The organism is Arthrobacter sp. 2RAF6, assembly GCF_052115205.1.
Classification (GTDB): Bacteria; Actinomycetota; Actinomycetes; order Actinomycetales; family Micrococcaceae; genus Arthrobacter.
The window spans coordinates 1-21,783 of the sequence record NZ_JBFRGF010000032.1 but is presented as its reverse complement, the minus strand read 5'-3'; the positions used below and the strand labels follow the sequence as shown (position 1 = coordinate 21,783).

Sequence of the window (21,783 nt, the reverse complement as noted above, 5' to 3'; positions counted from 1 at the left end):
TGACTGTGAGCGCAGTCACTTGTCAAGATATTTACTCACCATCTAGATATAGCTCTCACGATGTGGCAATCTTTAGTTATGGATGTGAAGGAAGACACAAAGACCGACATGATCGGAAAGGCCCTGGGCCTCCTCGTATTGCTGGGCAATGAGCCTAAGGGGGCCAGCGCTTCCGAACTCGCCCGCCAGGCGGAGCTGCCCTTCAGTACTACGTACCGATTGCTCGGATCCCTGACCCGCGACGGATTCGTCGACTACGAGCCCGATGGCCGCCGCTACCACCTGGGCCTTCGCGTCTTCCAGCTCGGTCAACGGGTATCAAACCACCACGGCTTTGCCGGTACCGCGCGGCCAATCCTGCAGCGTGTGACGGAGGGGACGGGCGAGGCCACCATCCTTTCGGTCCGGGACGGCCACCACCACCTCACGGTCAATAAGGTGGACGGCCCCCAAATGTTCCGGGTCACGAGTGATCCCGGGCATCTCGGAATGCTGCACACCACGGCCGTCGGCAAGGCGCTGGTTGCCTTCGCCGACGATGAGGAGCGGAAGCTGTTAGTGGAAGAGCTTGAGTTGGAGCCACTCACGGAGTTCTCCATTACCGACCGCGACGCTTTCCGCTTGGAAATCGAGAAGGTCCGGCGCCAGGGCTACGCGATCATGGACGAGGAAAACGAGGTGGGCATGCGCGCCGTCGCCGTCCCCGTCCTCAATTCCCAGGGCGTTGCCTTCGCCTCGCTTGCCACCGCGGTCCCCGTTTTCCGGATGAGCGTGGAGCAACTGGTGGCGGTGGTCCCCCTGCTGAAGAGCGCGGCGTCCGAGCTCGCCGACCGCCTGCCGCAGCGCTAAGGGCGTCAGCGGCCGTCACTTTTGTTCGCGATAAGAACACAAGTGCAATATGTGAACATTTTGTGTAGTCTGATTCATACCGCCCGGCGGAGCAGCAGACTCTGGATGACTCAAGGGGATCCAGAGGGAGCCAATCTGCGGGTGCAGTTGTCAAAGGAGCAATGAGCATGAGCAACCGAGCCGAATCCTTCCTGGTGGGCCTTATCGGTGAAGGCGTATCGCCTTCGCTGACGCCGCCCATGCATGAGAGGGAGGCTGACGTACAGGGGTTGCGCTACCTGTACCGGCCCATCGACCTGCTGGAGCTCTCCTTGCCCGGCTCCGCCGTGGGCGATTTGCTGACCGCCGCTTCCCGGCTTGGCTACAACGGCCTCAACATCACGCATCCGTGCAAGCAACTGGTGCTGCCGTTCCTCGACGAGGTTTCCGAGGACGCCCGGCGGCTCGGCGCTGTGAACACCGTGCTGATCCAGGACGGCCGCTTCATCGGCCACAACACAGACTTCTCCGGTTTCGGTTCCGCTTTGGCCAGCGGGCTTCCCGACGCCGGCTTGGACCGCGTCGTCCAGTTGGGCGCCGGGGGTGCCGGCTCCGCCGTCGCGTACGCCCTTCTTTCGGCGGGCGTCAAGAAACTGGACCTTGTGGACGTGGATCCCGCGCGCTGCGCTGAACGGGCGGCGGAACTCGCTGCCCTGTTCCCTGGCAGCACCGTCACGGCGCGCACGACGGCGGAGCTGCCGCAGCTCATGCCGCTCGCCGACGGTTTGGTGCACTGCACCCCGGTGGGCATGGCCGCTCATCCAGGCCTCCCACTGGACATGTCCCTCGTGGAACCCCGGCACTGGGTGGCTGACATCGTCTACCGGCCGATCGAGACCCAATTGGTGCTTGAGGCCCGCGCCAAGGGTTGCCGCGTGCTCGACGGCGGACGCATGGCCGTGGGCCAGGCCGCGGACGCTTTCCGCATCTTCACCGGTCGCGACGCCGACCCGGAACGGATGCGGGCACATTTCCTGGAGTTGGTGAGCGCCGAAGAGCCCAAAGCTGAAGTGTCGAAGTCCGACAAGGCACTCGCCGGAGCGGGGCACTGATGCGCACAGGAATCGCCACCGTCTGCCTCTCCGGCACGCTCAAGGAAAAGATGCAGGCCTGCGCCATCGCCGGCTTCGACGGCATCGAGATCTTCGAACAGGACCTCGTCACCTCGCCGCTCAGCCCCGAGGATGTGCGGAAGATGGCCGCGGACCTCGGACTCGGCCTGGATCTCTACCAGCCGTTCCGCGACTTCGACAGCGTCTCCGAAGACATCCTGCAGGAAAACCTCCGCCGGGCGGACGCCAAGTTCAAGCTCATGTCCCGCCTCGGCATGGACACCATCCTGGTGTGCACCAACGTGGGAACCGCAACGATCGATGACGACGACCTCCGGACCGAGCAGCTCTCCCGCCTGGCGGAATTGGCCGGGGACCACGGCGTCAAGGTAGCGTACGAGGCCCTGGCCTGGGGCAAATACGTCAACGACTACGAGCACGCGCACCGCTTGGTGGACGCGGTGGACCACCCCAACCTCGGTACATGCCTGGACTCCTTCCACATCCTTTCCCGCGACTGGGACACCGCACCCATCGAGGCCATCAAGCCCGAAAAGATCTTCTTCGTCCAGGTGGCCGACGCCCCGAAGCTCTCCATGGATGTCCTGTCCTGGAGCCGTCATTACCGCGTATTCCCGGGCGAAGGACAGTTCGAGCTGGCCAAGTTCATGGGTCACGTGGCCCGCGCGGGCTACTCCGGCCCGGTCTCGCTGGAGGTCTTCAACGACGTCTTCCGCCAATCCGATGTGGAGCGCACCGCCGTCGACGCGATGCGCTCGCTGATCTGGCTTGAGGAACAAAGCGCCAAGTGGCTCGACGCGAACGCGGCATCCCTTGCCCCGGGAGCCGCCAGCGGTGACTCGCCCGCCAACGCTGCCGGCCGGCGTCGTTACCCCATGGAACTGGCCACGCTGCCCAAGGTAGCCGAACCTGCCGGCTTCAACTTCGCAGAGGTCAAAACCGATGAGCCCGCGCAGCTCGAGACGCTGCTGGGCCAGCTCGGCTTCGAATTCGACGGCCGGCACCGGACCAAGGACGTGCAGTTATGGTCCATGGGGCAGGCACGCGTCATCATCAACGAACAGGCGCCGTCGCACAGTGAACCCGCCATCGCGGCCTTGGGGTTCGACGTCGACTCTCCTGTGATTGCCTCGGCCCGAGCCCAGCAACTCAAGGCCCCCGTGGTGCCACGCAAAGTCCAGGCGGACGAGGAAGTGTTCCAAGGTATCGCCGCCCCGGACTCCACCGAGATCTTCCTGTGCCAAGGCAGCCCGGACGGCACCGCCGCGTGGACCAGCGAATTCGGGCAGCCCAGGGAATTCGGCGAAGGCCTCGAGCACCCTTCAGCGGGAGCGCAAGCGGTCATCGACCACGTGAACCTGGCCCAGCCCTGGCAGCACTTCGACGAAGCCGTCCTCTTCTACACGAGTGCACTTGCGCTGGAACCGCAGCCGTTCGCCGAGGTGCCAAGCCCTAGCGGCCTGGTGCGCTCGCAGGTCATGGTGACGTCGAACCGAGCCGTCCGCCTGGTGCTGAACCTTGCTCCAGTCATCCAGCAAGGCAACCGCGCCCTCAAGAGCTACCAGGAGCACATCGCCTTCGCGGTGGATGACCTCGTGGCCACGGCCCGGGCGGCCCAGGCACGCGGGCTCGACTTCCTGCAGATCCCGGCCAATTACTACGAGGACCTGGATGCGCGCTTCGCCTTGGATCCTGCCTTCCTCGCCACCCTCAAGGAACTGAACCTCCTCTACGACAGGGACGCGAACGGTGAATTCCTCCACTTCTACACCGCCACCGTGGGCAGCGTGTTCTTCGAAATGGTCGAACGCCGCGGCAACTACGACGGCTACGGCGCCCCCAACGCCCCCGTGCGGCACGCCGTTCAATACGACTCGCTTCACGCCGGCCACGTGCACCGCTGAGCAAAATCGCAAGCAGAAACCAGGAAAGCAACCACCCGAAAGGAGCCGGCCGTGCTGCTAGACGCAAATGCCGGGCACTACCAAGACGACGACGAGCTCGTACCGGCGGCCGAACCGCATGCCGCCCACGCGCCGTCGGACGCCGCCGTCGAAACCCAAGCGGATCTCAGCGCCGAGATCAAGGCCATCGGCAAAGCGTACGCCCAGGCGCTCAAGGACGGCGGCGCGCCGGAGACCCAGCCGCGCCTGGACTTCGCGCCGTACCGCAGCAGCATCCTGCGCCACCCCACCAAGAGCCTGCACCACGCGGATCCGGAGACCATCGAGCTGTACTCGCCGGCGTTCGGGCACCAGGACGTGCACGCCCTGGAATCGGACCTCACCATCCAGCACAACGGCGAACCCCAGGGCGAGCGGATCATCGTGCAAGGCAAAGTGCTCGACGGCGACGGCCGCCCGGTTGCCGGCCAGCTCGTGGAGATCTGGCAGGCCAACGCCGCCGGCCGCTACATCCACAAGCGCGACCAGCACCCCGCCCCGCTCGACCCGAACTTCACCGGCGTCGGACGCTGCATCACCGGACCGGACGGCTCCTACCGCTTCACCACCATCAAGCCCGGCGCCTACCCGTGGAAGAACCACCTCAACGCCTGGCGGCCAGCGCACATCCACTTCTCGATGTTCGGCACGCATTTCACGCAGCGCATTGTCACCCAGATGTACTTCCCCGGTGACCAGCTGTTCCCGCTGGACCCCATCTACCAATCGATCGTGGACCAGGACGCCCGCGACCGGCTCGTCGCCAAGTACGACCACGAGCTGACAAGCCCCGAGTGGGCCCTCGGCTACAACTGGGACATTGTGCTGAGCGGGTCGAAGCGGACCTGGACCGAAAACGAAGCCTTTGGCGACGCGGGAGATGAGGAGTAGAAGATGAGCAAGTTGATCCCCACGCCCGGCCAGACTGTTGGCCCGTTCTACGGCTATGCCCTCCCCTTTAATAAGGACAACGAGCTCCTCGCGCCCGGCAGCGCCGGAAGCATCCGCCTCCAGGGCACTGTGTACGACGGCGCCGGAGAAGCCATCCCGGACGCCATCCTGGAGATCTGGCAGCCGGATGCCGAAGGCAAGGTGGTCCAGCGTACGGGCTCCCTGGTCCGCGATGGCTACACGTTTACCGGCTGGGGCCGCGCCGCGGTAGGCAACTCCGGTGTCTTCACCTTCACCACGGTCAACCCAGGAGCCACCGAAGCGGGAGCGGCACCGTTCATTTCCGTCGCCGTCTTTGCCCGCGGCCTCATGAACCGCCTTTTCACCCGCATCTACTTGCCGGAAAACGAGGAAGCGCTCGCGGCCGATCCGCTGCTTAACTCCCTCGATCCCGAGCGCCGCAGCACCCTGATCGCACGCCGCGACGCGGATGGCGGACTCACCTGGGATCTGCGCCTGCAGGGCGGGAACGAGACCGTCTTTCTCGACTTCGAAGGCGCCTCCCAGTGAGTGGCGACGGCGATTTCGGGCTGCTCAGCCCGGTTTCGGCGTCTCCCGCTGTGGTGGCGCTGACGGGTGACCGTGCGGTGATCGCGGCCATCCTCGACGTCGAGGCCGCCTGGGCATCCGTCCTCGAAGAGGCGGGCTTCGCGCCCGCCGGTTCTGCCGCCGTCGTCGCCGAGGCCGCGGAATCCTGGGCCTACGACGCCGCTTCCATCGCCGAACGCGCACAAGGTGGCGCCAACCCGGTCATTCCGCTGCTGGCCGATCTCAGGGGCAGGGTCAGGCAGCTCGAGGCTGGAGATCCCCGCGGGGCCATCGGCGCGCTTGCCGCCGTGCATACCTCCCTGACCAGCCAAGACGTCTTGGATTCGGCCCTGATGCTGCTCGCGCACCGCGTGGTGTCCGCGCTTCTTGCCGAAGTAAGAGGCGCGACGACGGCGCTCGCCGCCCTTGCGGAGCAGCATGCGGACACGCTGTGCGTGGGCAGGAGCCTGACGCAGCATGCGCTTCCGTTCACCTTCGGGCTCAAGGCGGCGCAGTGGTTCCATGGAGTGGCCGCCGCGGCCCGTCGCCTCGAAGCCGTGGAGCTGCCGGTGCAGTTCGGCGGAGCCGGTGGCACCCTGGCCGCCGGTACCGCGCTCACGGAAGGCTCGCCGTCGAGCCCCTTTGACTTGGCCGATGCTTTGGCCGGGAAGCTGGGCCTCGCTCCCGTTCCGGCTCCTTGGCACACGAACCGCCTTGCCGTCACTGGACTCGGTGACGCCCTCGCGGCATTGACGGATTCCTTCGGCAAGATCGCCTCGGACCTGCTGTTCCTCAGCCGTCCCGAAGTTGCTGAGTTGGGTGAGCCGCTTGCCGCAGGGCGAGGTGTCTCCTCGGCCATGCCGCAAAAGCAGAACCCCGTGTTGTCCGTGCTGATCCGCAGCGCGGCGCTCCAGGCCCCTGGCTTGGCCGCGCAGCTGCACCTCGCAGCCGCGAACTTCAACGACGAACGCCCGGACGGCGCCTGGCACAGCGAATGGCCTGCCCTGCGGGGTTTGCTCCGCCTGAGCCTTGGTGCAGCCACCCAGCTGCGCGAGCTTGCCGAAGGGCTCCGTGTCTTCCCCGAGGCGATGCGCGGGAACCTGGAAATCTCCGGGCCATTGCTGCTCAGCGAAGCCGTTGCATCCTCGGTTGCTCCGCTCCTCGGCGCGGACAAGGGTGAAGCGAAGGCCCGCCTGCAAGCCGTCGTCGACGAGACCCTGCAAGCTCCGTTGGCGGAGCAGGCCCGGATCTACACCAAGCTCATTCGTGAGGTCGTCCCGGCCAGCAAGCTGTCCGATGAGGAACTGCATGCACTTCTGGACCCTGCGAACTACGTGGGTGAGGCTGCCGAGATCAGCCGTCGCATCCTCGCCGCGTACCCGGGATTCACACACACCAACCAGAAGGGAGCCGATCGTGGCTAAGCCCATCGTCAAGGCGGTGTTGCTGTCCCCACAGCGCACCTTGGGGGAGAAGCCGCTCCTGGTGGTGGGGCCATCGCTGGGAACGTCTACGGTGCTCTGGACCGAGACGGCAGCCCTGCTCGGCGGTGAGTTCGACGTCGTCGGCTGGGATCTTCCCGGCCACGGCGTCTCGCCCGCAGCTTCCGAAACGTTCAGCGTCGCCGAACTGGCGGCCGCCGTGGTGGACCTGGTGGACTCGATCGCGCCCGGCGCCGTTTTCCATTACGCCGGGGATTCCCTGGGCGGCGCCACAGGACTGCAGCTCGGCATCAAACACGGAGAACGCCTCAAGTCCCTGTCCGTGCAATGCTCCGGAGCGAAGCTCGGTACTCCCGAGGGGTGGCTGGAACGGGCTGAAACCGTTCGCGCACAAGGTACCGCGGTGATGATCCAGGGTTCGGCGCAGCGATGGTTCGCTCCCGGTTTCATGGATCGCCAACCCGTGGTCAGCAGCCGCCTCCTGTACGCACTGCGGGACGCAGACCGCTTCAGCTACGCCTTCTGCTGCGAGGCCCTCGCCGGATTCGACGTCCGCTCCAAACTCGGCAGCATCACCGTCCCCACGCAGGCACTGGCCGGCGTCGAGGACACTGTTGCGCCGCCGTCGTTCGCTGAAGAAATTGCCGCGGGCATCAACTCCAGATTCAACACAGCTGGCGGCACCGCTATCGCTATTGCGCTCGACGGAGTCGGGCACCTCGCGCCCGCGGAGGCGCCCGCCGTCGTCGCGGACCTCATGCGGACGTTCATGACGGAGGCCGGAAAATGAGCACTGATTCTTCACAGGGCGCCGTTCAGCGCGACGCCACCTCGCAGGAAATCTACGACGCCGGCATGGTGGTCCGCCGCGAAGTGCTCGGCGATCCGCACGTGGACCGTGCCAACGCCAAGAAGGACGAATTCACAGGTGACTTCCAGGACATGATCACCCGCATCGCCTGGGGCGGCATCTGGACCCGCCCGGGCCTGACGCGACAGATGCGCTCGGCCGTCACTATCACCGCGATGGTGGCGCATGGGCACTGGGAAGAACTGGCCATGCACATCCGCGCAGCCATCACCAACGGTCTGAGCAGGGACGAAATCAAGGAAATCCTGCTGCAGACCGCCATCTACTGCGGAGTCCCCTCCGCCAACACCGCATTCAAGACCGCGCAAGGCGTTTTCGCGGAACTCGACGAAACCCCCACCCCACCCAACTAGCTCGCATTAGATGTCGTTTTGAGCCCTCATAACGACATCTAATGCGTGGGCCCACGCCGCCAGGGTTCCCTGGCCGAGCTTGCGAGGCAAGGGTGGCGGTGGGGACTAGTTGGGACTGCAGAACCTAGAGGAGACCCCATGAACCAGGCATATGTTTACGACGCCGTACGCACCCCTTTCGGAAAGTTCGGCTCCGGTCTTGCCGGGGTGCGGCCGGATGACCTCGCGGCCCACGTAGTGCGTGAGGCCGTCAAGCGCGCGCCGGATTTGGACGTCGAGCGGATTGACGAGGTGGTGTTCGGCAACGCCAACGGCGCCGGCGAAGAGAACCGCAACATCGCCCGCATGGCCACCCTCCTGGCCGGGCTCCCGACGTCGATCCCGGGCACCACGGTCAACCGTCTCTGCGGCTCTTCCCTGGACGCGGCGATCATCGCCTCCCGCCAGATCAACGCCGGCGACGCCGAGCTGGTGCTGGTGGGCGGCGCCGAATCCATGTCCCGCGCGCCCTGGGTGCTGCCCAAGACCTCCAAGCCGTACCCGGCCGGGGACATGACCCTGGCCTCCACCACCCTGGGCTGGCGCCTGGTGAACCCGGCCATGCCCAAGGACTGGACCATTTCCCTGGGCGAGGCCACCGAGCGGCTGCGCGAGAAGTACGGGATCACCCGTGAGCGGCAGGACGAGTTCGCGGCGGCCTCGCACAACCTCGCCGCGGCCGCCTGGGACGAAGGCTTCTACGACCAGTTGGTGAGCCAGGTTCCCGGCACGGAGTTGGTCCGTGACGAAGGCATCCGGGCGGGTTCGACGGCGGAGAAGCTGGCCGGGCTCAAGACGGTGTTCCGGCCCGAGAACGGCACGGTCACCGCCGGTAACTCTTCCCCGCTGAACGACGGCGCCTCCGCGGCCTGGATCGGCAGCGAAAGCGCGGCCGGGCTGCTCGGGCTGGAGCCGCTCGCCCGCATCGCCGGCAGAGGCGCGCACGGAAACGACCCCCAGTTCTTCGGCTACGCGCCGGTGGAAGCGGCCAACAAGGCCCTCGCGAAGGCGGGCATCGGCTGGGAGCAGGTGGGCGCCGTCGAACTCAACGAAGCCTTCGCCGCGCAGTCCCTGGCCTGCATCGATGCGTGGGGGATCGATCCTTCCATCGTGAACCGGCATGGGGGCGCGATCGCGATGGGCCACCCGCTGGGCGCTTCCGGCACCCGGATCCTGGGCACCTTGGCCCGCAGCCTGCAGGCTTCCGGTGAGCGTTGGGGTGTCGCGGCGATCTGCATCGGCGTCGGGCAGGGCCTGGCCGTGGTGCTTGAGAACGTCACTGCCGGAATTTCGGCACAATCGGTGAAGGGCTAGGGCAATGCTGAAATTCATTGACACGGTCGGCGAAGCAGTCGCCGGCATCAAGGACGGCTCCACCGTCATGATCGGAGGCTTCGGAAACGCGGGCCAGCCGTTCGAACTCATTGACGCGCTGCTCGATTCCGGCGCCACAGACCTCACCGTGGTGAACAACAACGCCGGGCAGGGCGACCAGGGCCTGGCCCTGCTCATCAAGGAAGGACGGGTCCGCAAAATGATCTGCTCCTTCCCGCGCCAGTCCGATTCCTGGCACTTCGACGCCAAGTTCAAGGCCGGGGAAATCGAACTGGAGCTCGTGCCGCAAGGCAACCTGGCCGAGCGCATCCGGGCTGCCGGGGCCGGCATCGGCGGGTTCTTCACACCCACGGGCTATGGCACCATGCTCGCGGAAGGGAAGCACACGCGCTTCCTCGACGGCAAATGGCAAGTGTTCGAGACGCCCATCCACGCCGACGTCGCGCTTATCAAGGCGCTCAAGGCCGACGGCAAGGGCAACCTCGTCTACCGCAAGACCGCGCGCAACTTCGGCCCCATCATGGCCGCCGCGGCCAAGCACACCATCGTCCAGGTGTCGGAGATCGTCCCGACCGGCGCCCTGGACCCGGAGAACGTGGTAACTCCCGGAATCTACGTCAACAGCATCGTGAAGGTGGCCTGACATGAGCATCCAAACCTCTCTGCAAACTTCGGCTACGCCGTTGGGCCGTGATGATCTCGCGCGGCTCGTGGCGCGGGACATCGCTCCGGGCTCGTTTGTGAACCTCGGCATCGGTCAGCCTACGCTCGTTTCCAACTACCTCACAGAAGAGCAGAACATCACTCTCCACACCGAGAACGGGATGCTCGGGATGGGCCCGGAGGCCAAGGACGAGGAGATCGACGGCGACCTCATCAACGCCGGCAAGATCCCCGTCACCGAGCTCCCCGGCGCTTCGTATTTCCACCATGCCGATTCCTTCGCGATCATGCGCGGCGGCCATCTGGATATCTGCGTCCTCGGCGCGTTCCAGGTGTCTGCCACGGGCGACCTCGCCAACTGGCACACCGGCGCGCCGGACGCGATCCCGGCCGTCGGCGGGGCAATGGACCTGGCCACCGGGGCGAAGGACGTTTTCGTTATGATGACGCTCCTGACCCGCGAGGGCGTGTCCAAGCTCGTGGAGCACTGCAGCTACCCGCTCACCGGCGTGGGCTGCGTGACGCGCGTGTACACGGACAAAGCGGTCTTCCTGATAGGGCCCGACGGCGTGACCGTGCGTGAGACGTTCGGCGGCACCTTTGAAGAACTCCAAGCGATGGTCCCCGTCCCGTTGGTGCCGTTCGACGAGAAGGCGGCTGGCGCCGTCGTCGGCGTCTAAAACGCAGCGCGAACTGGCAGCAAATGCCCTCCGGAAGCCATCCACGGGGCACCTGCTGCCAGTTCGCGCCAATAAGATGGGTAACCATGACCGACGCAGCAGTAGCCGGAACTCCCCAGGCCAGTGACCAGTACGTGCAATCGCTGGCACGCGGATTGTCCGTGATCCGTGCTTTCGACGCGGCCAACCCCGTCATGACGCTCAGCGAAGTGGCGGCGCGCACCAACCTGACGCGTGCCACGGCCCGTCGGTTCCTGCATACCCTGGTGGAGCTGGGGTATGTCCGCACGGACGGTAAGACCTTCGCGCTCACCGCGATGGTGCTGCAACTTGGCTATTCGTACCTGTCGGCGTTGTCACTGCCCCAGCTCGCGCAGCCGCACCTTGAAGAACTCTCCCTGAAATTGGGGGAGTCGACGTCGGCCGCGGTGCTGGACGGGGCGGACATCTTCTACGTGGCCCGCGTGACCACGCGCCGGATCATGACGGTCGGCATCTCGGTGGGCACCCGCTTCCCCGCCTACGCCACGTCCATGGGAAGGGTGCTCCTGGCGGGCCTGCCGCAGCAGAAACTGGATGAGTACCTGTCCTCGGTGGAGTTCAAGGCCCTGACGCCACGGACCATCACGTCCCCCGAAGAGCTGGTGGCCGAGCTGGACCGGGTGCGCAGGCAGGACTGGTGTGTTTTGGACCAGGAGCTGGAACTCGGGCTCATGTCCGTTGCAGCGCCCGTCCGCAACGCTGCCGGCAAGGTGGTGGCCGCCGTCAACGTCTCGCTCCAGGCTCAAAACGTCGCCGCACAGCCTGATCCCGCGGCATACATCGACTCGGTCCGGCAAAGAATTATTCACACCGCGCGGTTGATTTCGGCGGATATCGCCGCTAAGCACTGAGCGCTGCCCTCGATTGGCTTCAGCGCACTCCTAGAGCCACAAGCTCGTCACCCCGGTCAGGCCTTGGACTTGGACCGGAGTGTTGCTGTCGGTGGTGGTGCCGTTTCCGAGCTGACCCTGTGCGTTGTAACCCCACGCGCGGACCGTTCCATCGCTGAGCACAGCGAAGGCGTCGTAGATGTTGCACGCCATCGAGCTCACTCCGGTGAGGCCTTGGACCTGGACAGGGGTGCGGCTGTCGGTGGTGCCGTTCCCGAGCTGCCCATACCAATTGGCACCCCAGGCGCGGACCGTTCCATCGCTGAGCACCGCGTACGCCGAGATTTCACTCGCGGTGACGCTCGTGACTGCGGTGAGGCCCTGGACTTGGACCGGGGTGTTGCTGTTGCTAGTGGTGCCGTTGCCTAGCTCGCCGTACGCGCCGAACCCCCAGGCCCAGACAGTCGCGTTGCCCATCACCGCGTATGCCGTGCCACCGTTGGCTGCGAGGGACACGGTGCCGGTGAGGCCTTGGACCTGGACCGGGGTGTTTCCGTTGGCCTGAGTGCCGTTGCCCAGCTGGCCATAGCCGTTGTAACCCCAGGCACGGACTGTCCCGTCAGTCAGGACTGCGTAGGCCGTGCCGTAACTGGCCGTGATGGAGGAGACGCCGGTGAGGCCTTGGACCTGGACCGGGGTGTTGCTGTCGGCGTTGGTGCCGTTGCCGAGTTGCCCGGACTGGTTGCTGCCCCAGGCGCGGACTGTCCCGTCATTCAGTACCGCGTAGGCGGAGTCCCCATTGGCTGTGATTGAGCTGGCCCTGGTGACCCCCTGGACTTGAACGGGGATGCTGCTGTTGCCGGTGCTTGCGTTGCCGAGCTGGCCGGAGGAATTGTCGCCCCACGCCCACACCGTTCCATTGCCCAGCAAGGCGTAGGCAGTGCCTCCGCTGGCGGTGATGGACACGACTCCGGAGAGCCCGCTGACTTGCACGGGCACACTGCTATCGGTTGTTGTGCCGTTCCCGAGCTGGCCAAAACTGTTTCCGCCCCAGGCCCACACTGTTCCGTTGATTAGCGCCGCGTACATGGTGCCCGGGCCTTGGGCTCCCATGAAGGCCCCGGTCAAGCCCGATATGGCCACCGGCGAGCTGCTGAAGGACGTTGTGCCCGTGACGCCGAGTTGGTGGTTGTAGTTGTCGCCCCAGGCGCGGATGGTTCCGTCGGCCAGCATTGCGAACGCGGTGCCTCTTGCGGTTGTGATGGATGTGGCTCCAGTGAGACCCGTGACTTGGGTAGGGACGTTGCTGTTGGCGTTAGTGCCGTTTCCGAGTTGTCCCGTCGGGTTGGCGCCCCAGGCACGGACCGTCCCGTCACGCAGCACGGCATAGGCCACCGGATTGTTGGAATCCCCTTTGTCAGCAGTGATGGAGGCAGCTCCGGTGAGGCCGCTTAGCTGTACGGCAGTGGTGCTGTTGGTGGTGGTCCCGTTGCCGAGTTGGCCGGAATGGTTGAGGCCCCACGCCCGGGCTGTCCCGTCGCCCAGCACGGCGTAGGCGCTGCCTTTGCCAGCCGCGATGGACGAGACGTTGCTGATGCCCTGGACGCGGACCGGGGTGTAGCTCTCTGATGTCGTCCCGTTTCCGAGCTGGCCGCTCCCGTTCGCGCCCCAGGAACGCACGGTTCGGTCGGCCAGCAGCGCGTACCCGTTGTAGTTGCTGGCCACCATGGAGATGACGGCGTTGAGGCCTTGGACTTGAACCGGGGTGTTGCTGCTGTTGGCGGAGGTTCCGCTGCCTAGCTGCCCGCTCGAATTGTCGCCCCAAGTCCGGACGGTCCCATCGGATAACAGTGCGTAGGCGCTGAAGTCGCTGGCTATGACGGCGGCGACCCCCGTGAGGCCGATGACCTGGACCGGTGTGCTGCTTCCGCTGCCTGTGGTGCCGCTGCCGAGTTGACCCACGAAGTTGGAACCCCAAGCACGGACAGTTCCGTCCTTGAGTAAGGCGTATGCTCCGTAATAAGTGGCCGTGATCGCAGTGACGCCGGCGAGGCCTTGAACCTGGATGGGCGTGCTGCTGAAGGTGATCCCGCCGCCGAGTTGTCCGCTGGAACTTTCGCCCCAAGCGCGTACGGTCCCGTCACCGAGGAGTGCATACGCTGTGCGTCCGTTGATCGTGATCGATGTGACTCCGGTGAGGCCCTGGACTTGCACAGGAATGCTGCTGTCGTTGATGGTTCCGTTGCCGAGCTGGCCGGACTGGTTGCTGCCCCAGGCGCGGACGGTCCCGTCGGCCAGCAGGGCGTAACTGGTGGATCCATCGCCGGCGAACGATTTGACCCCGGAGAGGCCGGCGACGGCGGCAGGACTGGCGAGGTAAGGGGTGGTCCCGTTGCCTAGTTGGCTGGATTGGTTATTGCCCCAGGTGACCGCTGAACTGCTTGACGCGGCGGGAAGGTAGTACCCGGCGACGTCGACGATCAGCTGGGTGGCGCCGTCGGAACGGTTGAAGAGGGTGATCTTGCCGTCGGCCCCCACGGGGACGGTGACGGAGCTCGGAACAGTCTGGCCGCTCGCGAAGTTCACATTGGACGCATTCGGCCGGATGCTCCCCGAGGCGTAGGCGGTGATGAACCCGAACGATTGCGGGCCGGTGACGGTGAGGTTGAAAACCGCGGCCGCGGCGTTGGCGGGAATCCCGCCCACGCCCCCCACCCGGAAGGACACCGTCCCGTCCGGACCTGCCGGCGAGCTGCCCCGTGTATCCAAGAGTCGCGCCGGCGTCACCGGGACGAAAGCGCCGGGAGCGCTCGGGGTCCCGGCGAGGAAATAGCCGGCGACGTCGGCGATCAGTTGGGTGCTGCCGGAGGAGCGGTTGAAGAGGGTGACTTTGCCGTCGACGCCGACTGGAACCGTCACGGAGTTCGGAACCGTTTGGTCTGTGGCGAAGTTGATGTTTGAAGAGTTCGGCCGCGTGGTTCCGGAGGCGTAGGCCGTAACGAACCCGAACGACGTCGGATTCGCCACGGTGAGGTTGAAACTCACCGCGGAGACCATAGCGGGAATCCCGCCCACGCCTCCCACCTGGAAAGACACCGTCCCGTCCGGGCCTGCGGGCGTGCTGCCGCGGGTGTCGAGCAGCCTGGCAGGGGTTATCGGGACGAAGGCGCCGGGTACGGTCGGCGTCCCAGTCAGGTAGTACCCGGACACGTCGGCGATCAGCTGGGTGCTGCCGGAGGAGCGGTTGAAGAGGGTGACTTTGCCGTCGGCGCCGACAGGCACTGTCACGGAGTTCGGCACGGTCTGGCCGGCAGCGAAGTTCACGTTGGAGGAGTTCGGCCGAGTGGCTCCGGAGGCGTAGGCGGTGATGAAGCCGAACGATTGCGGGCCGGTGACAGTGAGATTGAAGGTGACCGCCGAAACCGATGCCGGGATCCCGTTGACCCCGCCGACTTGGAAGGACGCGGTCCCGTCCGGACCCACGGGCGTGCCGGTTCGGGTGTCCAGCAGCCGTGCGGGTGAGATCGGAATGAAAGCGCCAGCCGCCGTCGGCCTCGCCGAGGTCCCTACGACGGCGACCGGCGCTGTTGCGGAACCGCCTGTAACGGCAGCCCCGGCGCCGGGAGCCGCAAGACCGGACAACATCAGCAGGACGCCCATTGCGCCAGCCACACCAGTGGCACCCCGCGTCAGCCATGCACGCAAAGACCCCATGAAATCTCCGAAGGACATGGCTCCCGATGACGGGCAAGCCGCTATTGATCCTCGCGAAAATTACCACATTGCGGGATCCCGGCGTGGTTGCCACGGCGCGTTGAAGCACGTAGGCTCGCGGCCCATGACCGACGTGGATGAGCAAGGACGCACGGAACCTCCCCTCGCAGCCGACGAGGCTGCTACCCTGCTGGGCTTCCTGGACTACCAGCGAGCCACATTCGAGTGGAAATGTGCGGGCCTGGATGCACCCGGCTTGAGAACGACCGTGGGTCCCTCATCGATGACCCTGGGCGGGCTGCTCAAGCACCTGGCCTACGTTGAGGAGCACTGGTTTTCCCAATGCCTTCACGACCGGGACCGGCAGCCCCCGTGGGACTCGGTGGATTGGAAAGCCGACCCTGACTGGGAATGGCACTCGGCCGCCGAGGACTCACCCGATCAGCTCCGGGCGCTCTGGCAGGACACGGTGTCCCGCTCCCGCTCGCTGACCGCGGAGGCAATGGCCGACGGCGGCCTGGGCCGGCTGGCAGCGCGCACCTGGTCCGATGGCCGGGCACCCAGCCTGCGATGGATTGTCCTGCACATGATCGAGGAGTACGCGCGACACAACGGCCACGCAGATCTCCTCCGCGAATCGGTGGACGGGGTCACCGGGGAATAGCCCGCGGCCGCGTAGCGAACCGGCGCCCGCCCCGCTACCGCGTCAGCTTGGCGTGGTCCGGATGGTGGTCGCCGATGTGCCCGGGAGCGTTGGCGGCCAGGACGCGCTCGACGAACGCACAGTATTCCTCCACATAATGGCGCAGGATGGATGCCGTGCCTTCGTCCCTGACCGATCCGTCCTCGTAATAGGACACCGGATTGAATTTGATGTAGGCCTCCGGGGCGTTCAACTGGAGGCTCCCAGCCCACAGCGAGCTTATTAGAGCAGCCCGAAGATGGGAATGGCCGGCTCCGATGCATGGATATGCCAACACCGCACAGAGTCTGGATATTCATACATCGAGCCCGGGGCGTCATCCCTACTCCCGCCAAGGCCTTCCGCGTCCTAGACTCAAGCCAACAACGGCTCGGGGCAATGATGTTCAGAAGGACAACGGGGTTTCAGAAAAGGAGCGCGGGTGAGACTTGGCATAGCGCGGGAACGCGTGGAGGGTGAACGTCGTGTGGCTGCGACGCCGGAGACCGTCACTCAGTTGGCTGGACTCGGGTTGGAAGTCGTCGTCGAAAGCGGAGCTGGAACCGCCGCGGGCCACAGCGACGAGGACTACCGCCAGGCCGGTGCCCTCATCGTCCCCGCCTTGGATCTGGCCAGACTGGACGTCTACGCGCACGTCCGCCCCCTCGAACCCGCGACGGCGGCCGCGCTGCGCCGGGGCGCCGTCACCGTAGGGCTGGCCTCGCCGTCGTCGGAGCTTCCCACCGTCCGCGCGCTCGCCGAGGCGGGCGTGACCTCCTTCGCACTGGAGCTGGTGCCACGCATTTCCCGGGCACAATCCATGGACGCGCTCACGTCCCAGGCCCTCGTGGCCGGATACCGCTGCGTGCTCGAGGCGGCAATGCGCCTCCCGCGCTTCTTCCCGCTCTACATGACGGCCGCCGGAACCATTCCCCCGGCCCGCGTGCTGGTGTTGGGTGCGGGCGTGGCCGGCCTGCAGGCCATCGGCACCGCGAAGAGGCTGGGTGCACGCGTGTCCGCCAACGACATCCGGCCGGCGTCGGCGGACGAGGTCGCGTCCATGGGCGGCACCTTCATCAAGCTCGACGTGGAGACGGCGGAATCGTCCGGCGGTTACGCGCGCGAGCTCAGCGCCGACCGCGGCGCCCTGCAGCGTGAGCTGCTCGCCCCGCACGTGGCCCAGGCGGACGTGCTCATCACGACGGCGGCGGTCCCCGGACGGCGGGCCCCTCTCCTGGTGAGCCGCGAAATGGTTCAGCACATGCGCCCGGGCTCGGTGGTCGTCGACCTCGCCGCGGAGTCCGGCGGCAATGTGGAAGGCTCGGTGCCTGGCCTGGATCTTCAAGTACCGACGGCGGACGGCCAGGGCACGGTCACCCTGGTGGGGATGAAGGATGTCGCCTCTGCCATGCCAGCGGACGCCTCGCGCCTCTACGCGAAGAACGTCGCGAACTTGCTGGCCCTCATGACTTGTGATGGCGCCGTCGTCCCGGATTTCGGCGATGAGGTGGTGGCGGGCGCGTGCTTGACGCACGACGGCGAGGTGCGGCACGGTCCGACGGCTGAGGCCCTTGCTGCGCTCTCCGCCGAGACGGCGGAATCTGTGAGCTCCGCGAACGAGGGGGTCTCCTGATGGACGGCATCGCCCTGCTTACCATCACCGTCTTGGCGATCTTCGTGGGCTTCGAAGTTGTCTCCAAGGTCTCAAGCACGCTACACACGCCCTTGATGTCCGGGGCCAACGCCATTCACGGAATCATCCTGGTGGGCGCGATCATCGTCGCCGGGCAGGCCTCGGACCCTTGGGTCCTCGCTGTCGCCTTGCTCGCCGTGGTCCTCGCCACCGCCAATTTGGTGGGCGGATTCGTAGTGACCGACCGCATGTTGGAGATGTTCCGCGGCCGTAAACGCATTGTGCCCCCAGACGGGAAATCTGCGGCCGTCGAGGCCGAGTCCAAGGAGCGCACGCGATGACCCTCATCGATCCGGTGTGGACCTCGCTCCTCTACCTCGCGGCTGCCGTGTGTTTCATCCTCGCGCTCAGGGGACTCAGTTCGCCACGTACCGCCCGTCGGGGCAACCTGGTGGGCGCATTCGGCGCGGCGCTCGCCGTCGCCACGGTCTTTATGTCCGTCAAAATGGACAACGTTCCCTGGATCTTGGGCGCGATGGTGGTTGGTTCGGGCGTGGCCGTGCCGGTCGCGCGCCAGGTCAAGATGACGCAGATGCCACAGCTCGTGGCGCTGTTCAACGGCGTGGGTGGCGGTGCCGCGGCGCTCGTTGCACTCCTGGAACTCGCGCACACTGAGGACCCCTGGGTGCGCGTGGCCATTGTCTTCACGCTGCTGGTGGGGGCGGTGTCGTTCGCAGGTTCCGCCGTCACATTCTCCAAACTGCAGGAGCTCATGACCACGCGCCCGGTGGTGTTCCCTGGCCTGCCGACCCTCATGGGAGCGGTGCTGCTCGCGGCGGTGGGTGCCGCCGTCGCCGTCGTTTTCAGTGGTTCCCTAGCGCTCGCGCTGCTGCTCTTGGTGCTGGGGCTGGCAGCGGGCGTGTTGCTGGTGCTGCCGGTAGGCGGCGCGGACGTGCCGATCGTTATCTCGCTGCTGAATGCCTTTACGGGCCTGGCCGTGGCAGCCTCCGGCCTGGTGCTCGGCAATGTGCTTTTGGTGGTGGCTGGCACGTTGGTAGGTGCCTCGGGCACCATCCTCACCCGGGCCATGGCCGCGGCCATGGGCCGCAGCGTTGCGGGTATCCTCTTCGGCGCGTTCAAGGGAGGCTCGACGGCGGGGTCGACGACGGTGAGCGACCGCCCGGTGCGCTCCTCCAGCGCGGAAGACGTCGCCGTGCTTCTCGGCTACGCGCAACGGGTCATCATCGTTCCTGGTTACGGGCTCGCGGTAGCGCAGGGTCAGCACACGGCCGCGGAGCTGGCACTCGCACTCGAGGCGCGGGGGATCGACGTGGATTTCGCGATCCACCCGGTGGCCGGTCGAATGCCCGGGCACATGAACGTGCTGCTCGCCGAAGCCAATGTGCCCTATGAGTCCCTCAAGGAAATGGGCGAGATCAACTCGGAATTCCGGACGACCGACGTCGCGCTGGTGGTCGGCGCGAACGACGTCGTCAATCCAGCCGCGAAAACCACTCCGGGTTCGCCGATCTACGGCATGCCCATCCTCGAAGTGGCTGACGCCCGTCAGGTGGTCTTCCTGAAGCGGTCCATGCGGCCGGGTTTCGCGGGAATAGAGAACGAACTCATGTACGAGCCGCAGACCACGCTGCTGTTTGGCGATGCCAAGGAATCACTCGGCAAAGTGTTGAGTGCGGTCAAGGCGCTCAAGCTTAGTTAACCAACCCTGGGGTGCTCGCCGGGTATCCATGCTGCCTAACCGGGTGAGCACACTCAGGATCGCGACCCGCAGCTGCTGCCCAGCCGGGTGAGCCCACTCAAGACGCGGCCGGTTTCAACGCCCTATCATCGGCCGAAGACCTAGGGTGGGAATGCTCCCATCCTTGACGGTTGCCCAGGCATCGAATGGACGGTGAGTGGAGTGGCTAAACTCTCGACGCATGAGCAGGCGGTCACACGGCGCTTTGGGACCCGTTGGGCCGCGGTCGGAGCGTGCGCCGCGATGGTCCTGGCATTGCTCAGCGGTTTTGCCTTGCCGGCGCATGCGGCTGCAAACACCGTCATTACACTGACTTTCGATGACGGCAACGCCGACCAGCTGACGGCCGCAACCACGCTGAAGAACCTCGGACTTCACGGCACCTATTTCGTCCCCTCCGGATGGATAGATCAGCCGAGCTATTTCACGTCGGCGAACCTGCAGCAACTCTATGCGGACGGCAATGAGATCGCCGGGCACACGGTCACCCACCCCGATTTGGTCACCCTGACCTCGGATGAAGTGACGCGGCAGGTGTGCAACGGCAGGGTCGCACTGGCAAACATGGGCTTCAAGGTCACCAGCTTTGCCTACCCCTTTGCTTCCTTGGACCCTGCTGTTCAGACCATCGTGAAGAATTGCGGTTTCAACAGCGCACGCGGGCTCGGGGACCTTTACAGCAAGGACGATCCCGGGCTCCCGGCTGCCGAGACCATCCCGCCCGCCAACCCCTATGACACCGCGGCGCCGGAGGAAGTGGACAGCACATGGACGCTGTCCAACCTTGAAAACTCCGTGACCAGGGCGCAGGCGGCTGGCGGTGGCTGGGTTCAATTGACGTTCCATCACATCGCGGTGGGGACCGATCCGACCCTCACCATCAGCCCCAGTCTGTTCAACCAATTCGCCTCGTGGCTAGCGCAACAACAGACGGCGGGCAGCGTTGTCGTGAAGACGGTTGACCAGGTAATCGGTGGCGCGGTCCAGCCCCTGGTCTCCGGCCCGCCGGTGCCGCCCCCGCCTCCACAGGGGACCAACATGATCCAGAACCCGAGCCTGGAGACGCTCACCAGCGGAATTCCGCTGTGCTGGGCAGCAGGTGGATACGGCACCAACACGCCCAGCTATTCTGTGGTCTCGCCGGGCCACACGGGCAACAACGCAGAACGGCTGACAATGAGCGGTTATGTCAGCGGTGACGCGAAGCTCCTGCCCGCCTTGGACCTTGGCGGTTGCTCACCGACGGGCACTCCAGGCCATATCTATCAGCTCAGCGCCTGGTATAAATCCAATGTCATCACCCAATTCGAGGTCTATTACCGCACAGGAACAGGGTACTGGACCTACTGGACGGCGAGCCCGCTGTTCAACGCCAGCAGTAACTGGACCCAGATAACCTGGACCACGCCGGCCCTTCCGGCAGGCGCCTCGGGAATCAGCTACGGACTGAACATCCAATCCAACGGGTCGATCACCACGGACGACTATTCGATGATCGACGTGACCCCGGTGACCGCGACGGCGCCTGCCGCTCCCACCGGGGTGACCGCGACGGCGGGCAACACCTCGGCGGTGGTGTCGTGGACGGCTCCGGCCAACGGCGGTTCCCCGATCACTTCCTATGCCGTGACGCCGCATGCGGGCACTACTACCCTGGCTCCGGTGACGGTGTCCGGGAATCCGCCCGCGACGACGGCGACCGTCACCGGGCTCAGCAACGGCACCGCCTACACGTTCACCGTCACGGCGACGAACGCCGTCGGGACGTCCGCGCCGTCTGCGGCGTCGGCTCCGGTCACGCCCACGGCTCCGACCGCGCCTGCGGCACCCACCGGGGTGAGTGCGACGGCGGGCAACGCCTCGGTGGTGGTGTCGTGGACGGCGCCGGCCAACGGCGGCTCCGCGATCACTTCGTATGCCGTGACGCCTTCGTCCGGTGGCACGGCTTTGGCTCCGGTGACGGTCTCCGGGAGTCCGCCCTCGACGACGGCGACCGTCACCGGATTGACTAACGGCACGGCTTACACGTTCACCGTGACGGCGAGCAACGCCGTCGGAACGTCTGCACCGTCTGCGGCGTCGGCCCCCGTCACGCCGGCGGCCCCGCCTCCCGGCGTCACCAACGGCGGCTTCGAATCCGGGCTGGCGTCCTGGACCACCGGCGGCGTCAGGGCACCCGTGCCCTCCACCGCCGCCCACACGGGCACGGGTTCCGCGCTCCTGGGCCTGGCATCGGGGGCCGAACCGCTCGGGGACAGCAACCTGGCCCAGACCATCACCATGCCGGCTGCCGGGACGTCCACGCTGTCCTTCTGGTACCAGCCCCACACCGCGGACGACACCTGCACCGGCACCAC

19 protein-coding genes are annotated in these 21,783 nt (G+C 66.0%); 17 read left to right on the top strand and 2 right to left on the bottom strand.

What is annotated here, in order from left to right; translation table 11 throughout:
- Positions 1-78 precede the first annotated feature (78 nt).
- The 12 genes from AB4Z38_RS19345 to AB4Z38_RS19290 all read left to right on the top strand — a co-directional run bounded on the left by AB4Z38_RS19345 (position 79) and on the right by AB4Z38_RS19290 (position 11,659).
- On the top strand, positions 79-849 hold the full coding sequence (locus AB4Z38_RS19345) for an IclR family transcriptional regulator (protein ID WP_441431204.1): 771 nt from the start codon (positions 79-81) through the stop codon (positions 847-849).
- Positions 850-1,016: 167 nt separating this feature from the next.
- Positions 1,017-1,940, top strand: coding sequence for a shikimate dehydrogenase (locus tag AB4Z38_RS19340; protein WP_441431203.1), 924 nt, complete (start codon positions 1,017-1,019; stop codon positions 1,938-1,940).
- Positions 1,940-3,865 carry a bifunctional sugar phosphate isomerase/epimerase/4-hydroxyphenylpyruvate dioxygenase family protein gene (locus AB4Z38_RS19335; protein WP_441431202.1) on the top strand — a complete coding sequence of 642 codons (1,926 nt, stop codon included), beginning with the start codon at positions 1,940-1,942 and terminating at the stop codon, positions 3,863-3,865. Before AB4Z38_RS19340 ends, AB4Z38_RS19335 begins: the two co-directional genes overlap by 1 nt.
- A 54-nt stretch (positions 3,866-3,919) precedes the next feature.
- Positions 3,920-4,795, top strand: a complete 876-nt coding sequence (pcaH, locus tag AB4Z38_RS19330; protein WP_441431236.1) for a protocatechuate 3,4-dioxygenase subunit beta — start codon at positions 3,920-3,922, stop codon at positions 4,793-4,795.
- A 3-nt stretch (positions 4,796-4,798) separates the two neighbouring features.
- A complete protein-coding gene (gene pcaG, locus AB4Z38_RS19325; protein WP_441431201.1) occupies positions 4,799-5,365 on the top strand; it encodes a protocatechuate 3,4-dioxygenase subunit alpha in 567 nt (188 codons plus the stop codon).
- Positions 5,362-6,807, top strand: coding sequence for a lyase family protein (locus AB4Z38_RS19320; RefSeq protein ID WP_441431200.1), 1,446 nt, complete (start codon positions 5,362-5,364; stop codon positions 6,805-6,807). Before pcaG ends, AB4Z38_RS19320 begins: the two co-directional genes overlap by 4 nt.
- Entirely contained in the window at positions 6,800-7,615 is an 816-nt protein-coding gene (locus AB4Z38_RS19315; RefSeq protein WP_441431199.1) for an alpha/beta fold hydrolase, read from the top strand. The genes AB4Z38_RS19320 and AB4Z38_RS19315 overlap by 8 nt, the downstream gene beginning before the upstream one ends.
- Positions 7,612-8,049 carry a 4-carboxymuconolactone decarboxylase gene (gene pcaC, locus AB4Z38_RS19310; RefSeq protein WP_441431198.1) on the top strand — a complete coding sequence of 146 codons (438 nt, stop codon included), beginning with the start codon at positions 7,612-7,614 and terminating at the stop codon, positions 8,047-8,049. The genes AB4Z38_RS19315 and pcaC overlap by 4 nt, the downstream gene beginning before the upstream one ends.
- Positions 8,050-8,187: 138 nt before the next feature.
- Positions 8,188-9,402 carry a thiolase family protein gene (locus AB4Z38_RS19305; RefSeq protein ID WP_441431197.1) on the top strand — a complete coding sequence of 405 codons (1,215 nt, stop codon included), beginning with the start codon at positions 8,188-8,190 and terminating at the stop codon, positions 9,400-9,402.
- Between the two features lie 4 nt (positions 9,403-9,406).
- Positions 9,407-10,066: a 3-oxoacid CoA-transferase subunit A gene (locus tag AB4Z38_RS19300; RefSeq protein ID WP_441431196.1), complete on the top strand. Its 660-nt coding sequence runs from the start codon at positions 9,407-9,409 to the stop codon at positions 10,064-10,066.
- Between the two features lies 1 nt (position 10,067).
- On the top strand, positions 10,068-10,766 hold the full coding sequence (locus AB4Z38_RS19295) for a 3-oxoacid CoA-transferase subunit B (protein WP_441431195.1): 699 nt from the start codon (positions 10,068-10,070) through the stop codon (positions 10,764-10,766).
- Positions 10,767-10,852: 86 nt separating this feature from the next.
- Entirely contained in the window at positions 10,853-11,659 is an 807-nt protein-coding gene (locus AB4Z38_RS19290; RefSeq protein WP_441431194.1) for an IclR family transcriptional regulator domain-containing protein, read from the top strand.
- A 30-nt stretch (positions 11,660-11,689) separates the two neighbouring features.
- Here the strand turns inward: AB4Z38_RS19290 and AB4Z38_RS19285 are convergent, their stop codons facing one another.
- The gene (locus AB4Z38_RS19285; RefSeq protein WP_441431193.1) at positions 11,690-15,352 is read right to left on the bottom strand and encodes an RCC1 domain-containing protein; all 3,663 of its coding nucleotides are present in this window, start codon (positions 15,350-15,352) and stop codon (positions 11,690-11,692) included.
- Positions 15,353-15,476: 124 nt separating this feature from the next.
- On the opposite strand from AB4Z38_RS19285, the gene AB4Z38_RS19280 reads away from it, so the two are divergent.
- Positions 15,477-16,016, top strand: coding sequence for a DinB family protein (locus AB4Z38_RS19280; protein WP_441431192.1), 540 nt, complete (start codon positions 15,477-15,479; stop codon positions 16,014-16,016).
- A 34-nt stretch (positions 16,017-16,050) separates the two neighbouring features.
- Here the strand turns inward: AB4Z38_RS19280 and AB4Z38_RS19275 are convergent, their stop codons facing one another.
- Positions 16,051-16,248, bottom strand: coding sequence for a hypothetical protein (locus tag AB4Z38_RS19275; RefSeq protein ID WP_441431191.1), 198 nt, complete (start codon positions 16,246-16,248; stop codon positions 16,051-16,053).
- Positions 16,249-16,476: 228 nt separating this feature from the next.
- On the opposite strand from AB4Z38_RS19275, the gene AB4Z38_RS19270 reads away from it, so the two are divergent.
- From AB4Z38_RS19270 to AB4Z38_RS19255, 4 genes are all read left to right on the top strand, one after another.
- Complete coding sequence (locus AB4Z38_RS19270) at positions 16,477-17,667, top strand: Re/Si-specific NAD(P)(+) transhydrogenase subunit alpha (protein ID WP_441431190.1); 1,191 nt, start codon at positions 16,477-16,479, stop codon at positions 17,665-17,667.
- A complete protein-coding gene (locus tag AB4Z38_RS19265; protein WP_441431189.1) occupies positions 17,667-18,008 on the top strand; it encodes an NAD(P) transhydrogenase subunit alpha in 342 nt (113 codons plus the stop codon). The genes AB4Z38_RS19270 and AB4Z38_RS19265 overlap by 1 nt, the downstream gene beginning before the upstream one ends.
- Complete coding sequence (locus tag AB4Z38_RS19260; protein ID WP_441431188.1) at positions 18,005-19,387, top strand: NAD(P)(+) transhydrogenase (Re/Si-specific) subunit beta; 1,383 nt, start codon at positions 18,005-18,007, stop codon at positions 19,385-19,387. The genes AB4Z38_RS19265 and AB4Z38_RS19260 overlap by 4 nt, the downstream gene beginning before the upstream one ends.
- Before the next feature lie 201 nt (positions 19,388-19,588).
- Positions 19,589-21,783, top strand: a 2,195-nt coding sequence (locus AB4Z38_RS19255) for a fibronectin type III domain-containing protein (RefSeq protein WP_441431187.1), incomplete at its 3' end; no start/stop codon positions are given.

Excerpts from the sequence above, each read along its gene's own strand:
- AB4Z38_RS19300 (WP_441431196.1), top strand. The coding sequence starts at position 9,407 with ATGCTGAAATTCATTGACACGGTCGGCGAAGCAGTCGCCGGCATCAAG.
- pcaG (WP_441431201.1), top strand. The coding sequence starts at position 4,799 with ATGAGCAAGTTGATCCCCACGCCCGGCCAGACTGTTGGCCCGTTCTAC.
- AB4Z38_RS19285 (WP_441431193.1), bottom strand. The coding sequence starts at position 15,352 with ATGGGGTCTTTGCGTGCATGGCTGACGCGGGGTGCCACTGGTGTGGCT.
- AB4Z38_RS19265 (WP_441431189.1), top strand. The coding sequence starts at position 17,667 with ATGGACGGCATCGCCCTGCTTACCATCACCGTCTTGGCGATCTTCGTG.
- AB4Z38_RS19335 (WP_441431202.1), top strand. The coding sequence starts at position 1,940 with ATGCGCACAGGAATCGCCACCGTCTGCCTCTCCGGCACGCTCAAGGAA.
- AB4Z38_RS19280 (WP_441431192.1), top strand. The coding sequence starts at position 15,477 with ATGACCGACGTGGATGAGCAAGGACGCACGGAACCTCCCCTCGCAGCC.
- pcaC (WP_441431198.1), top strand. The coding sequence starts at position 7,612 with ATGAGCACTGATTCTTCACAGGGCGCCGTTCAGCGCGACGCCACCTCG.
- AB4Z38_RS19345 (WP_441431204.1), top strand. The coding sequence starts at position 79 with ATGGATGTGAAGGAAGACACAAAGACCGACATGATCGGAAAGGCCCTG.
- AB4Z38_RS19295 (WP_441431195.1), top strand. The coding sequence starts at position 10,068 with ATGAGCATCCAAACCTCTCTGCAAACTTCGGCTACGCCGTTGGGCCGT.
- AB4Z38_RS19260 (WP_441431188.1), top strand. The coding sequence starts at position 18,005 with ATGACCCTCATCGATCCGGTGTGGACCTCGCTCCTCTACCTCGCGGCT.
- AB4Z38_RS19290 (WP_441431194.1), top strand. The coding sequence starts at position 10,853 with ATGACCGACGCAGCAGTAGCCGGAACTCCCCAGGCCAGTGACCAGTAC.
- AB4Z38_RS19305 (WP_441431197.1), top strand. The coding sequence starts at position 8,188 with ATGAACCAGGCATATGTTTACGACGCCGTACGCACCCCTTTCGGAAAG.
- AB4Z38_RS19340 (WP_441431203.1), top strand. The coding sequence starts at position 1,017 with ATGAGCAACCGAGCCGAATCCTTCCTGGTGGGCCTTATCGGTGAAGGC.